This window comes from Runella defluvii, from assembly GCF_014195535.1.
In the GTDB taxonomy this organism is placed as follows: Bacteria; Bacteroidota; Bacteroidia; order Cytophagales; family Spirosomataceae; genus Runella; species Runella defluvii.
In genome coordinates, this window is record NZ_JACIBY010000012.1 from 79,670 (window position 1) to 93,772 (window position 14,103).

A 14,103-nucleotide genomic window follows, 5' to 3' on the forward strand; every position below is an offset into this window, starting at 1 on the left:
GTGTACTTTTGTGCTGTCAAATCGCTAATCAATTTTAAATCAAATTATTACCTCTATTCTTACAATGAAAATAGTATTGAGTTTTGTCGCAACCCTTTTGACAATGAACGTAGCTTTTGCACAAGCGGCACTTGAATTGACGGAAGACAAGCCCTCTGCATTGAATGGTATTGAATTTAGTTACACCATTCGTAACGAACGTACCGAAGAGACCTATTCGCGTTATGAAGTGTCGGTCGTAGCACAAAATAAAAGTGGGTGTATGTTGATTTATTTCAAAAAAGAAGGAGATAACCTCAATAGTATATTTGAAGGTGACCCGTCGGCCATTGCGCGTTTTGAATGTACGAATGCAACTGGAAAGCGCCTGACTTCTAAAGGTGCCAACGTAAAGGCTAAACCTTTCTACGTTCCGTACACGGTAAATGGCTCTACGACCAAAGTGGAAGGGGGATATTTGTTGAAAAACGGCTCACGGGTTTCTACAGACCTCATTGTGATTGTGCCTAAAGGAGAACGTCCCAAATTCAAAGTTCGCCCGCAAGATTTTGCTGAATTGACTGACTAATTATTAACAAATGTTGCACTTTAAACTTTCTCCAAATATGAAATCATTTCTTTTCCTTGCTATGTTGTCGTTCTCAACGATGCTTATTGCCAAACCTTTAGCAGAAGTAGTTGATGAAAAAGAAGGGTGCTTTACCGTTGTCCTATTACAGCCAAAAAATCAAAAAACGGTAGCGCACGTGACCAAAGTTGTAGCGTCGATGCTGGGTGTATCTCAGAAAGAGGCCAAAGCGATTGTGGCAAGCGCACCTGTTTCGATTCTGACAACTCCTGCCAAAGAAGAAGCCGCAACGATTAAGTCGGCTTTGGAAGCAGCGGGGGCTGAAGTGGAAGTAAAATAAAGTAGATAGGGTGTTGGGCATAACCACCAGTACGTTCGGTATTGGTGGTTTTTTTAGCATTTGAGTCAGGTCTTACTGAATTAATTTCCAATTTTCTTCGTCAAAGGGTAAAAACTCTACGCCCAAATAAATGTCCTCAAGCGAAAGTTGTACATCTATTGAATGAAGTTGAACGGTATCTTGCAGGTTATTGTAAGCGCGGTATTCCCAAACGTCAAGCGTATTTTTGAAAAATACTTCAACCAAAGGCAGGTATTGGTGTACTAAAACGTACTCTTTTAGGGTGTCAATCATGCGATAACGCATAAATTTTCCCCCACGGTCGTAGGCTTCAGTATCTTGTGACAATACCTCAACAATCACAACGGGGTTATTGGCCGCATTCTTTAACTCTTCAAAATAAGTAACCTTGCCACAAACTACCGTCACATCGGGGTAAACATAACGATTGCGTGAAGTCGCAACGCGCAAATCGCTGTTGTAGGTAAAGCAACGTTTTTTTCTGAGAGCTATATTTAAACTGGTGCCCACGTTATTTGAAATCAAACTGTGCGTAGGTGTACCACCTGCCATGGCATATACTTCGCCGTCGTGGTATTCGTATTTGGTGTCCGTTTCTTTTTCCAACGCAAGGTATTCTTCGATACTAAAACGTGGCTGATATTCTGGTTGTCCCATATTGTTCCAATAAAATTTCAAGGTAAAGATACAAAAAAGCGGCTTACCCTCAATATGAAGGTGTAAGCCGCTTTTAGTTTTTCTTTTGGCAACTTTTATTTTGCTCCTGCTGGGCAGTGTTCTCTCAAATAGTTGGTAAACAGTGTATTTAAGTGCTTCGACGTACCATCGCCTTCGTAAATTCCGTGCGAGCGATTAGGGTATGGCATAAACTGAAACTGTTTGTTGTGCTTGATAAACTCATTAACCAATCGCTCAGCATTTTGATAATGAACGTTATCGTCGCCCGTGCCGTGGATGTACAATAGGTTTTGGTTCGATTGTAGTTTGTGCGCGTGCGTGATGGGCGAACCAGCTACAAAGTCTTCACGGTTTTCTTGCGGAATACCCATGTAGCGTTCTTGGTAAATGTTATCGTAGGTCAATTGGTCGGCTACGGCAGCTACAGCAATGCCTGTTTTGAACAAGGCAGGGTATTGGAACAACAAGTTGAGGGTAGAAGAACCACCGCCGCTCCATCCGTGTACGGCTACGCGGCTGGTATCAATGAACGAGTTTTTCTCAAACATAGCTTTGGCGCCCATCGCCATGTCACGAATATTGATGACGCCAATCTTACGATAAATGGCTTTTCTCCAGTTTCTTCCGCGGGGTGAGGGTGTGCCACGGTTGTCAACCGATGCGTAAATGTAACCATCTTTGGCCATGTCACCAGCGTAGAGTCCATTGCGCCCTGTTCCCCAGCTATCGCGGACGGTTGCGCTGGCAGGTTCGCCATAAACTGTGAAAACGATTGGGTATTTTTTGGTAGGGTCAAAGTTGGCAGGTTTTACCATCCAAGCATCCAACTCAATGCCATCTTCGGTTTTTACTTTAAAAAACTCCACTCGTTTGGGGGCATCGGCTTTGGCTGCTAATTTTTTTGAAATATCGTCGGCGTCTTTCAAAGCTTTGTGTTCAGGTAAACGAATCCACTCATTCATGGGCGATGTGTTGGCATTGGAAAACGAATGCGAAGCCCACATGGCGTTAGGGGAGAGGTCGTAGCGGTGCGAGCCCGACTGGTCAGCAGGGGTAACGCGCTCTGCTTTTTTGCTGCCATCGAGTGGGGCACGGTACAAATAACTCTGCGTGGCATTTTCGGGCGAGGCCATAAAATACAACTGATTATTTTTTTCATCGACCAACACCACCGAAATAATGTCATAGTCGCCAGCAGTGATGCACTTTTCACTTTTACCGTCGCGGGCTACGCGGTACATGTGACGCCAGCCGTCTTTTTCGCTCATCCACAAAAACTCTTTTCCGCCGTTGATCCAATCCCAACCTTCGGGCGTTTCGCTCCACGAATAGCTACTTTTGGTTTCTACCCAAGCATCGTCGCGGTCGGTATAAAACTGGGTAGTTTTTCCAGTTTTGATGTCGGCTGCCAAGATGCTCGACTCATTTTGTTTACGGTTCAACTGCTGCATAATGAGTTCATTGGCACTTCCCCATTCCATGCGTGGAATGTAGGTATTGCCAGGGTCACCAGGGGTGTTCATCCATTTGGTGAGGCCACCGTTGGCATTTACTACCCCAATTTTGTAAGGAGAAGGGCGTTCACCTACTTTTGGATATTCTACTGGAACGTTGAAAGCGTAAATGGAGTCGGTATTGTTAATCATCAAGAAGTTGCGGATTTTGGTGGCATCAATTTGCCAATACGCAATGTTTTTGCTGTCGGGGCTCCAACGGAAACCATCGCGGCAGTCAAATTCCTCCTCATATACCCAGTCAAACGTACCGTTGATGAGGCGGGTGGTGCCGTCTTTGGTGAGTGCGGTAATTTTGCCCGTGGCAAGGTCTTCCGAATACACATTTCGCTCACTTACGTAAGCTACTTTTTTACTATCGGGAGAAAACTTGGCAAACATAAGCGACGAAACGGGGCGGCCTTTCCCGACTTGGGTAAGGGTATTTTTATCTAAGTCCAAAACCCAATAATCACCGCGTGTATCGTAGCGCCAAACGCGTTGGGTATTGGTATAGATGAGGACTTTACGGAAATCGTTAGAATACGTGTAACTACGTACGTTCAAAGGGTCGGTTTTGCCCGTTGGTGTAAGTTGAGCGGCACTTACGACCACTTTTTTTTGCAAATCAGGCAGGTTATACTGGACAATTTCCTTGTTTTCTACGCGGTAATAGGCATTGCCGTCTTTGGTCCACTGGACACCACGGTTGAATTGTGCGAATAACGTACTGCTGATGAAGAGAAGTGAAAGAAAAAATGAGGTGTGTTTCATTGGTTACGGTATTTAGCCATTGCTTCTTTTATTTTAACGATTCGATTTTCGGGATTTGGGTGCGTGCTTTGAAACTCGGCGGGGCGCTCGGAGCCACCAGCTTGGGCCAAAATTTCCATGACCTGAATCATTGCTTCGGGGTCGCGCCCTGTTTGAATCATGTACTTAACCCCAAAATCATCGGCTTCCAATTCGTCATCGCGTCCGTATTTTAGGTTCATTAAGTTCGCGACATACTGGGCGATGTAAGCGCCGCTACTGGGGGAGTTTGGGTCAGACATCACGGTCGAAGCCGCTCCTGCCAATCCACCTACCAATTCTTGCTTGGCCATTTGCTGGGCCGAATGCCGCCCTACCACGTGCCCAATTTCGTGTCCCAAAACTCCCGCTAATTGGTCTTCAGTTTTGAGTCGTTTGAGCAAACCCATCGTGATAAAAACCTGTCCGCCTGGGATGGCAAACGCGTTGATGGTTTCGGGGTCAGCCAAAACGTGAAAGTCAAATTGGTAAGGAGAGTTTTTGGCTTCGGTATTTTGAACGATGCCTTGCCCTACTTTTTTGGCCAAAAATTGCACTTTTTCATCACGGTATAGGCCGCCATACTCGGCCGCCATTTGGGGCGCACTTTGTAAGCCGATGGCAACTTCTTCTTCGGGCGTGAGACTTACTTGTTGCTTTTTGCCCGTCACGGGATTGACTTGGGTTTTGCTGAAATACCCAAAAAGCGCCACGACAGCCATGATAATCCCAATCAAAAGCCGTCCACCAATTCGCGTACGTTGCATAGATGTTTAGGGTTGAAAATCGAACTTCCCGAAAGGTACAACTTTCGGGAAGTTGAACGGTGAAAAGTATTAAAATAGAAGCCCCGCAATCGTAGCCGACATGTAAGAGGCTAATGTGCCACATATCAGGGCCTTAAAGCCCAAACGTGCCAAGTCAGACCGACGGCTCGGAGCCAATTCACTGATGCCACCTACTTGAATGGCGATGGAGCTAAAGTTGGCAAAACCACAAAGGGCAAAACTGGCAATCGCAATTGTTTTGGGGTCGAGTGTTTCTTTGATTTTTACAAGGTCAAGGTAGGCTACAAACTCGTTAATAACCATTTTGGTGCCCATCAACGAACCCGCAGCTTCTACGTCTTTGGCTGGAACACCCATCGCCCACGCAAAAACAGAGAACACTTTACCTAGAAGAAAATCGAGGCTTAATTGTGGAAAAGCAAACAATCCACCTGCTTTGCCAAGGCAATAATCAAGAAGGCCAATCAAGGCGATAAAACCAATCAGCATCGCAACCACGTTGAACCCTACTTTAAGTCCTTCGCTGGCTCCTGCCGCAATGGCATCGAGGAGATTAGCGTGGGCTTTTTTGATTTCTAATTTTACAACCCCTTTGGTTTCAGAGTTTTCTGTTTCGGGAAATACAATTTTGGCAATTACCAATGCCCCTGGCGCAGCCATCAAACTGGCCGCAATTAAATAGGGAGCAGGTACACCTAATTTGATATACGTTGCCATCACCCCGCCCGCGATACAGGCAAAGCTACCCGTCATGGAAGCCAAAAGTTCCGAGTTGGTCATCCCTTTTAAATAAGGCTTAATCATGATTTGGGCTTCCACTTGTCCCACAAAAGCCGAGGCTACGTTTGACAAAGCTTCAGCACCGCTGACGCCCATCAACCATTTCATCAGGCGTGCCAATACCGCCACAATGCGTTGCATCAGGCCAATGTGATAGAGCATATTGACCAATACCGCCACAAAAATGATGGTAGGAATAATGCTAAAGAAAAAGATAAAGCTATTGCTTTCACCAAATGCTTTGCTGAGAACGGTGGCATTGACCAGCGGACTAAATACAAACTCGGCTCCTTTGTCAGAAAAGCTCAGCGTTTTTTGGACAGCACGTCCGAGCCAGTCGAAAATATTTTGTCCGACGGTCGTTTTTAAAATAAATACGGCCAAGCCAAACTGCAAACCGAGCCCTACGCCAACCGTGCGATAGTTGATGGCTTTGCGGTTGTTAGACATGGCGTAAGCAATGCCCAAGATAAAAACGATACCAATGAGTCCAGTAAAACGTTCCATGAAGTGTATTTGGTGACTTATAGTTAGGTTTAAAGTTGATTGAATCAAGCGAGTAAAGATAGGAAGGGCATTTGTTTTTTGGTAATTCTTCGCCCTTTTTCCAAAAAATACTACCTTAATTTGCCCCAAATTGGGGTAAAATTTGAACGATAGTAGGACTTTCTACAACTATTTAGCAAGAATTTTAGGGTATTTTGCTTTACAGTTTGTAGTTTTATGGCTGGAAAATTAACTCATCCTATATTAATACCATGGCGTTATTCGATTTAGATATGATGCAGGGCCTCTACGCAAAACTCGGTGAACGAGTGGAGGCGGCTCGTAACGTAGTAGGACGTCCTTTGACCTACACAGAGAAAATTTTGTACGCTCACCTTACCCAAGGTGATGCCACTACTGTTTATGAGCGCGGCAAATCATACGTTGACTTCGGACCCGACCGTGTAGCTATGCAAGATGCCACTGCTCAGATGGCCTTGTTGCAGTTTATGCAGGCTGGCCGTCCGAAAGTAGCAGTTCCTTCAACAGTACACTGTGACCACTTAATTACTGCCCAAGTTGGGTCTTCGGAAGACTTAGGCAAAGCGGTAGTTGAAAACCAAGAAGTGTATGATTTCTTATCGTCGGTTTCTAATAAATACGGCATCGGTTTCTGGAAAGCAGGGGCGGGTATCATTCACCAAGTAGTGATTGAAAACTACGCTTTCCCAGGCGGTATGATGATTGGTACCGACTCACACACCGTAAATGCGGGTGGTTTGGGTATGATTGCGATTGGGGTAGGTGGTGCCGATGCGTGCGACGTAATGGCGGGCCTTCCTTGGGAGCTTAAATTCCCTAAATTAATCGGGGTTAAATTGACAGGTAAACTCAATGGCTGGACTTCTCCAAAAGATGTTATCTTGAAAGTAGCTGGTATCCTTACTGTAAAAGGTGGAACGGGTGCGATCGTAGAATACTTCGGTGAAGGAGCAACTTCAATGTCGTGTACGGGTAAAGGTACTATCTGTAACATGGGTGCTGAAATCGGTGCCACGACTTCGACGTTTGCTTACGACGAGTCGATGGAGCGCTATTTGCGCGCTACGGGTCGTGACGCCGTTGCTGACCTTGCTAACTCGGTTAAAGAACACCTTACGGCGGATGCAGGCGTTTATGATGAACCAGAGAAATACTTCGATCAAGTAATCGAAATCAACCTTTCGGACCTTGAGCCACACTTGAACGGGCCTTTCACTCCAGATTTGGCTACGCCAATTTCTAAAATGAAAGAAGCCGCTGCGGCCAACGGCTGGCCAACCAAAGTGGAGGTAGGCTTGATTGGTTCTTGTACCAACTCGTCGTACGAAGACATCGCTCGTGCGGCTTCATTGGCAAAACAAGTAGCCTCTAAAAATCTTAAAACCAAGGCTGAATTTACCATTACACCAGGATCTGAGCAAGTTCGCTACACGATTGAGCGCGATGGTTTCCTCGAAACATTCGATGAAATCGGCGCAAAAGTGTTTGCTAACGCTTGTGGACCTTGTATCGGTATGTGGGCACGTGTTGGCGCTGAAAAGCAAGAGCGTAACACCATCGTTCACTCATTCAACCGTAACTTCGCCAAACGTGCCGATGGTAACCCTAATACGTTGGCGTTTGTAGCGTCTCCAGAATTGGTGACTGCGTTGGCCATTGCGGGTGACTTGACGTTCAACCCATTGACGGATACACTAATCAACGAAAATGGCGAACAAGTAACCTTGGACGCGCCAACGGGTGACGAATTGCCACCGCGCGGTTTTGACGTAGAGGATGCAGGATACCAAGCACCAGCAGAAGACGGTAGTGGTATTCAAGTAGCAGTTTCTCCAACGTCAAATCGTTTGCAGTTGCTTGATCCATTTGCTGCTTGGGAAGGTACTGACCTTAAAGGTTTGAAATTGTTGATTAAAGCCAAAGGAAAGTGTACAACTGACCACATTTCAATGGCTGGTCCATGGTTGAAGTACCGTGGTCACTTGGATAACATTTCTAACAACTTGTTGATTGGTGCGGTTAACTTCTTCAATGAAAAAACGGACAACGTCAAAAGCCAAGTCACAGGAGAGTACGGGCCAGTTCCTGCTACCCAGCGCGGGTACAAAGCCGCAGGAGTGGGCACGATTGTAGTTGGAGATGAAAACTACGGCGAGGGTTCATCACGCGAGCACGCGGCGATGGAACCACGTCACTTGGGCGTTCGTGCGGTATTGGTAAAATCGTTTGCCCGTATCCACGAAACGAACTTGAAGAAACAAGGGATGCTGGCCTTGACGTTTGCGGACAAAGCAGATTATGACAAAATCAAAGAAGACGATTCAATCGACATCGTTGGATTGACAGAATTTGCTCCTGGCAAGCCACTTACGTTGGTTCTCAACCACGCTGATGGCTCAACCGATGAAATTACGGTAAACCATACCTACAACGAACAACAAATCGAGTGGTTCAAGGCAGGTGCGGCCCTTAATATCATTCGTGCGCAAGTAGCAGGAAATTAATATGATTTAGACTTCCCAAGTTGCCAAAACTTAGGAAGTCTTTTTCTTTTACAGACCATCCAAGATTGACTGATTAAGTTTGTGTCAAATTTGGATGGTCTTTTTGCATTCTTACAGACCTTCCAAGTTTGGCCATTTGTTGCAGATGAAACTTGGAAGGTCTTTTTGCATTCTTATAGACCAACCAAGTTTGGCTATTTGTTGCAGACGAAACTTGGAAGGTCTTTTGTATTCTTACAGACCATCCAAGTTTGGTTATTTGTTACAGACGAAACTTGGAAGGTCTTTTAACGCCCTGAAACCCTTTTCAAAAAGGCTGTAACATCTTCAAACTCTTGAAACAGGCTCTTCTCAAAAAAGTATTTACTACCAAGGAGCAAAAAGCGCATATTATTTTTGGCTAAACTCAAAACCCAACGGGAATTAGTAGAACTCTCACAGAATTCTACCTTACTCCAACAAACTCACCAAGCAGCAGAATCGTTTGCTCGGAAAATGGTGGAAAATTTGTAACTATCACAGCCAGCTAAAGTAAAGCCCCTTATAAATACGTAGCTTTGTTTGGGTGGGTCTTGAAAACATGGACACTCATTTTACTTTTAAGTAAAATTTGTATCTTTGTTGTATGAAGTTTGAAATCGTAGAATTAGAAGAGTTTTCTGGAAGGAAAGCGTCTGTTTATTCTGTGTGGATCAATGATGAAAGCACCACGTTGTTTGACCGATTTGTAGAAGAAAATCAAATGCAGCACCCACTGGAAATCCAATCTATCGTTGACCGTATCGAAATCATAGGGCATAGTACGGGGGCAAGGGAGCATTTTTTTAAACTCAACGAAGGTACGCTTGGAGATGGTATCTGCGCGCTTTATGATTCTCCCGATAAAAAACTACGATTGTATTGTATTCGTTACGGTGCTTCGTGCATTTTGTTGGGAGGAGAGGAGGAGGGTTGAAAAATGTACGAGCATTGCAGGACGATGAAAAACTTAAACAGGAAAACTACCTGCTGCGCTATATCTCCAAACAAATCACAAAAGCATTTAAATCAGAAGATTTACGCTGGACAACCGACGGAATGAGATTGGAAGGAAAATACATTTTTGAAGATTAACGCAATGAACATAGAACCAAAAAAATATCGAAGCGAAATAGTAGGGTCTTTAATGGCAAACCGTAATCCTACCGAGTTTGAGAAAACCAAGCGCAATATGCTCTTAGCAGCACGAATTGACGAAGCACTGAAGGCAAAAGGGTGGAGCAAAAAACAGTTGGCTGATACGATGCACAAAAACCCTTCCGAAGTGACCAAGTGGTTATCTGGTACGCACAATTTTACTTTAGAAACCCTCTATTTGATAGAATCTTATTTGGGGGTCACCCTGTTTGAAATCCCAAACACCACGCTTGTAACTGTATAACCTACCCAGCCAACCAAAGTAAATACCCTTATTGATGCGTAGTTTTGTTTGGAAGGTCTTTTAAGGTCCAGCAACCCTTTTCAAAAACGCTGTAATATCCTCTAAAAACTCTTTGGGTTTCTCGTAGTGGACATTGTGTCCTGTATTTGGATAAATTTTGTGTGTGATGAATTTTGAATGTTGCTGTTGTAGGGCAGCGTTATCTTTCTCGAAGGGAAAAAGGTCGTTGGGGGAAGTTGGGTCGATGATCAGGAGAGGAACGTGCAGGTTTCGATAAATAATTTTCGGTTCAATCAGTGACATTGATTTTCCAAACAAAGATGCTTTGGTGGGACGTAAAATGGTTTCTTTAAACTCAACCTCGTTGCGCATGTGAAATAGCTTCTCGACACCCGCCCCAATCGTCCATTTACCCTCCGAATCCTTTCCTAGCCAAGCCAACAGCTCAAACTGAGTGCCCGACGACGAATAATCGTAATAGGCTTTGTATGCCTCAAATTCTGTGTCAAAAGTAGCAGAGGCAAATCTATCCGTAAATATACTTTTTACTTGAGCATTCAACGTACTATCAGGCAGTTGATGGTAGTGGGTGTTGGTGGCTACCGACCCGCCGTCTTCGAGGACCAAGCCTAGTACCTTTTCGGGATAAGCGTCATAAAATGCCGTAGCAATGAAACCTCCCCTTGACCAGCCTCCAATGACCGCTTTGGGCAGTTTTTTGACCGACATTAGGGTGTTAATATCGTCGGCGATGTGATAAAGCGAGACGTCGTGAGTGGGAATGGGAGTTTGGCCGTGACCGTAATAATCAATCGCAATGACGTAATACCTTTTTTGAACCAATTCTTTTGCAAGGTCAGCAAATTCGTAGGCATTAGTGAAGCTACCATGCACCCAAATGAAGGGGGTATGTCGCGGATTTCCCCATTCGAGGTAGTGCATTTTTACGTTTTTGGTATGCACGAACCCGCCGTGTTTTTTCTCAAATTGTGTAAAATCAACCCGAGCACTATCGTACTTGGCTTTGATATTAACTGGGTGAGAAGGGCTTTCTTGCGACCAAAGTAGGAGGGAAGAGAAGCCAAAAAACAAAAGGAATAACAATAGTCGCATGGTGTGAAAAAGCTGACAAGAGATTATAAAACGGAGCGTATGGCAACTCATGTTCTCATCAGCATTTACTCCGACGTTTTTTTAGTAGTAAAGCAGGAGTTAATAGTTACACTAATTAGCTTTGTTAACTGTAATTTTTTTGTAATCAATGCATAATGTTAGTGTGAACATTCTGAAATATGTTGCTGAAACGTATGTGGAATATTTTTTACTTTTTACAGCATTTTGTTTGTTGGAGTTCTGATTTTTTGGGAAATATGCTATCCTTTTTATAAACAACTACAAAAAGGGTAAGGCATAAAACAATTTGTAGAACCCATAAGAATTTTGTAGTCTTAACAAACCTCTTGTTACTATTCTTGAAATTATAATATTTCTCCCAACCCCACCCTTTTCCGTCTAATTCTGATGGGTTTTCAAGGTAATAATTTTCAATTTTTAACAGATATTCACCTATCCACTTTATATTGTCATAAATAAAAAGTACGCTTATGCCATATACTAACGTGGAAATAAAGGGTATAAAACTGATTGCAATCAGAAGCTGAAATTCTTCATCTCGTATATTTGCTAAAACCCATCCAGCCACTCCAGTAATGATAGTGATTGAGTACTTTTCTCTAGAGTTGGCCTCATCCAATAGCTTCCCCACTTCATTATTCAACTTTCCTACTTCTAGTTTGAGATATTCCTCTTGTTTATCCTCCAAACGGATTTTTTCAGGTTCGTTTGTTTGTGCCATAATTCTTTTGTTTGCCTTAAAAATGAAATTTAACAAGCATAATTTGTTCAAAATTAGATACTTATTTATTTGTTGACAAGGCTTTAATTAATTCTTTATAGTCCTTTTTCAAACTATCATTCTCTTTCTTAAGCTCAATCACATAACGCGTCAATTCTTCTACTTTTTCCAACAATTTTGCCGTCATTTCCTGCGTACTGACGCCCTTTTCAACCGCTTCGCTTGCGGTGGGGATGCCAGGCAAATGCTCATGCTCTTTAATATATTCATCTAACTGTGCTAATGGCATTAATACATAGCCTTTTTTAAAAACTCTGTCTGCCCATTGATTTTCAGATTTGTATTTCATCTTAAAGTTAGAAACAATAAACTCTCCTTTCTCTCCCAGCTCAAGGAAATCCAATCCGTTAATTTTTAGGGCAGGTTGATTAAATGCCGCCCGCATGTTGATCACGCCTTTAACTTCTAAGCGGAACTTTGGGTCATGAACTCCGATGCCAACTTTGAGGTTGTTATTCTCAAAATCTCCAAGAACGATGGCGTCATTGATAGAAACACGTGCATTGTAGCCAATGGCACCGGAACGTTGAAGCGTACCCATATTAGCTCCAAAACCATTAGCGCTACTGCCAAGAAATACATTTCCTTGACCTGATGTAATTCCTATTCCTGCGGTACTTCCTAAAAAGGTGTTGTTTGAACCTGTCGTGTTGGTTCCTGCATTTGTACCTACAAACATATTGGCTGTGCCAGTCGTGTGAATAAGCTTATTTGTACCAAGTTTAATTACATCTGTCGGCAAAGTCGTTGATACTTCTGCTGAATACATTTGTTGAACCTCTACGGCTGATAATGCACGATTATATACTCTTACTTCATCTAACGAGCCTGAAAAATAATAAGGGCCGAATGTTAAACGCCCTATAGCTAGAGGTGTGTTGAGCGTATTTAAAGTTACGTTAGTGCCTGTTCTTTGTAATGCACCATCCAAATAAAGTCTCATGGTGCTTCCGTCATGGGTAAATGTCATCAGATGCCAACGACCGTCGTAGTATTGCAAATCATCTGTTACAGCAATCATATTAGTGTTTGTGGCAAAAAAGCCTAAATACCTGGTAGGGTTAATATTATCAGTATAAGTACCTAAAATACTCGAATTATTGGTGGTTAATGCTCCCCATGAAAGCATATATTGGGGTGAGCCTGAGGGCAAAGTCGTTTTAAACCATAACGACATGGTTCTTGCGGCATTTCCAGTTAAAATATCCCAACTTGCTGTAATACATCCATTCGAGCCATTGAATAAATAAGCTTGTCCTACATTTCCATAGCGGTCTATTGTAGGGGTAACTCCACCCACAATAGTACCGTTACGGCCGTTACCGCTGGCATCGTTTACATTGCCAGTAAAAGGGTAATAGGCTACCAAGCCATTGGTAGGGGCTTGTGAAAAAATGGGGCTATTAAAAAAGGTGAGCCCCAGCAATATCAAAACGATTTTTGTTGAATAGTTCATAGTTACCTCATTTAAAATCATGGTAAAATAATTGTACCGCTATTGTCATAAACTAAATACCCTGCTCCTTTGATAATCAGCTTGGCATAGCCAATGGAGTTTACATTTACTTGATGGTTGATAAACACTTCATCATTTACGGTGGGTACCCTCCCGCACATCCAGGTATTGGGGTCGTTCCAATCGCCTACTTGTTTGGAAATGATAACATCACCCGTCAGACAGCCGGATATACCACCAATGAGAATGGATGCTGTTCCCAAATTAGGACAGTAGGTACTTTGGCAAGTGGCTGTAAAGACCGTAGATGAACCGTAAACGGGTACATTGGTAGGCGTACCGATATTGCCCGATGACCAATTAACCGTGCCATCCGTACACCCAAAAGCAAACAATGTGACCGATTGGCCATACCTGACAGAGGGCGAGGAATCCAACGTTTTAACGGAAAGTTGTACGGCAGGACATTGAATGATGGAAACCGTAGTGCGGGCAAAACCATTAGTGGCACAGCCCGGTACCACGCACTGAGCCGTGTATTGGGTAGTTGCCGTAGGATTTACGACAATTTGGCTGCCGTTTTGATTCACGGGTTGCCACTGAATACTCCCCCCCATACAGCCCGTAGCCAAAAGCGTGCTTGGTTGGCTCGGGGCTACCGCCTCCGGGCTTGCCGTTACCGTTGGGTGCGGGCTGCTGCCTTTTATCTGCTTACTGATACGATTGCCGTTGGCATCGTAGGTAAAAGTAATAAGTCTCTGACTGAACCCAAATTGGGACAATAATAATACTATTAATACAGGTAAGATCTTCATATATT

At 43.7% G+C, this 14,103-nt stretch carries 14 protein-coding genes; 6 read left to right on the forward strand and 8 right to left on the reverse strand.

What is annotated here, in order from left to right:
* Positions 1–103: 103 nt before the first annotated feature.
* Positions 104–568: an ABC transporter permease gene (locus FHS57_RS23205; protein WP_221225708.1), complete on the forward strand. Its 465-nt coding sequence runs from the start codon at positions 104–106 to the stop codon at positions 566–568.
* Between the two features lie 37 nt (positions 569–605).
* Positions 606–908, forward strand: coding sequence for a ribosomal protein L7/L12 (locus FHS57_RS23210; protein WP_183977861.1), 303 nt, complete (start codon positions 606–608; stop codon positions 906–908).
* A gap of 72 nt (positions 909–980) precedes the next feature.
* On the opposite strand, the gene FHS57_RS23215 is transcribed toward FHS57_RS23210, so the two are convergent.
* The 4 genes from FHS57_RS23215 to FHS57_RS23230 all read right to left on the reverse strand — a co-directional run bounded on the left by FHS57_RS23215 (position 981) and on the right by FHS57_RS23230 (position 5,967).
* Positions 981–1,586 carry a Uma2 family endonuclease gene (locus FHS57_RS23215; protein WP_183977863.1) on the reverse strand — a complete coding sequence of 202 codons (606 nt, stop codon included), beginning with the start codon at positions 1,584–1,586 and terminating at the stop codon, positions 981–983.
* A gap of 95 nt (positions 1,587–1,681) precedes the next feature.
* A complete protein-coding gene (locus FHS57_RS23220) occupies positions 1,682–3,874 on the reverse strand; it encodes a S9 family peptidase (protein WP_183977865.1) in 2,193 nt (730 codons plus the stop codon).
* Positions 3,871–4,659, reverse strand: a complete 789-nt coding sequence (locus FHS57_RS23225; protein WP_183977868.1) for a M48 family metalloprotease — start codon at positions 4,657–4,659, stop codon at positions 3,871–3,873. The genes FHS57_RS23220 and FHS57_RS23225 overlap by 4 nt, the downstream gene beginning before the upstream one ends.
* A 69-nt stretch (positions 4,660–4,728) precedes the next feature.
* Positions 4,729–5,967, reverse strand: coding sequence for a NupC/NupG family nucleoside CNT transporter (locus FHS57_RS23230; RefSeq protein ID WP_028526213.1), 1,239 nt, complete (start codon positions 5,965–5,967; stop codon positions 4,729–4,731).
* 251 nt (positions 5,968–6,218) lie between these two features.
* Here FHS57_RS23230 and FHS57_RS23235 point away from each other — a divergent pair, with 251 nt between their 5' ends.
* From FHS57_RS23235 to FHS57_RS23245, 4 genes are all read left to right on the forward strand, one after another.
* Positions 6,219–8,492, forward strand: a complete 2,274-nt coding sequence (locus FHS57_RS23235; protein WP_183977870.1) for an aconitate hydratase — start codon at positions 6,219–6,221, stop codon at positions 8,490–8,492.
* A gap of 625 nt (positions 8,493–9,117) precedes the next feature.
* On the forward strand, positions 9,118–9,447 hold the full coding sequence (locus FHS57_RS23240; protein WP_221225709.1) for a hypothetical protein: 330 nt from the start codon (positions 9,118–9,120) through the stop codon (positions 9,445–9,447).
* The gene (locus FHS57_RS31695) at positions 9,444–9,605 is read left to right on the forward strand and encodes a hypothetical protein (protein ID WP_221225710.1); all 162 of its coding nucleotides are present in this window, start codon (positions 9,444–9,446) and stop codon (positions 9,603–9,605) included. The genes FHS57_RS23240 and FHS57_RS31695 overlap by 4 nt, the downstream gene beginning before the upstream one ends.
* Before the next feature lie 4 nt (positions 9,606–9,609).
* Positions 9,610–9,912, forward strand: a complete 303-nt coding sequence (locus FHS57_RS23245; protein WP_183977873.1) for a helix-turn-helix domain-containing protein — start codon at positions 9,610–9,612, stop codon at positions 9,910–9,912.
* A 60-nt stretch (positions 9,913–9,972) separates the two neighbouring features.
* Here FHS57_RS23245 and FHS57_RS23250 read toward each other — a convergent pair whose 3' ends face one another.
* The 4 genes from FHS57_RS23250 to FHS57_RS23265 all read right to left on the reverse strand — a co-directional run bounded on the left by FHS57_RS23250 (position 9,973) and on the right by FHS57_RS23265 (position 14,098).
* A complete protein-coding gene (locus tag FHS57_RS23250) occupies positions 9,973–11,025 on the reverse strand; it encodes an alpha/beta fold hydrolase (protein WP_183977874.1) in 1,053 nt (350 codons plus the stop codon).
* Positions 11,026–11,233: 208 nt separating this feature from the next.
* Entirely contained in the window at positions 11,234–11,767 is a 534-nt protein-coding gene (locus FHS57_RS23255; protein WP_183977876.1) for a hypothetical protein, read from the reverse strand.
* Positions 11,768–11,828: 61 nt separating this feature from the next.
* Positions 11,829–13,283, reverse strand: a complete 1,455-nt coding sequence (locus FHS57_RS23260; protein ID WP_183977878.1) for a LamG domain-containing protein — start codon at positions 13,281–13,283, stop codon at positions 11,829–11,831.
* Between the two features lie 17 nt (positions 13,284–13,300).
* The gene (locus FHS57_RS23265) at positions 13,301–14,098 is read right to left on the reverse strand and encodes a hypothetical protein (RefSeq protein ID WP_183977880.1); all 798 of its coding nucleotides are present in this window, start codon (positions 14,096–14,098) and stop codon (positions 13,301–13,303) included.
* Positions 14,099–14,103: the final 5 nt, after the last annotated feature.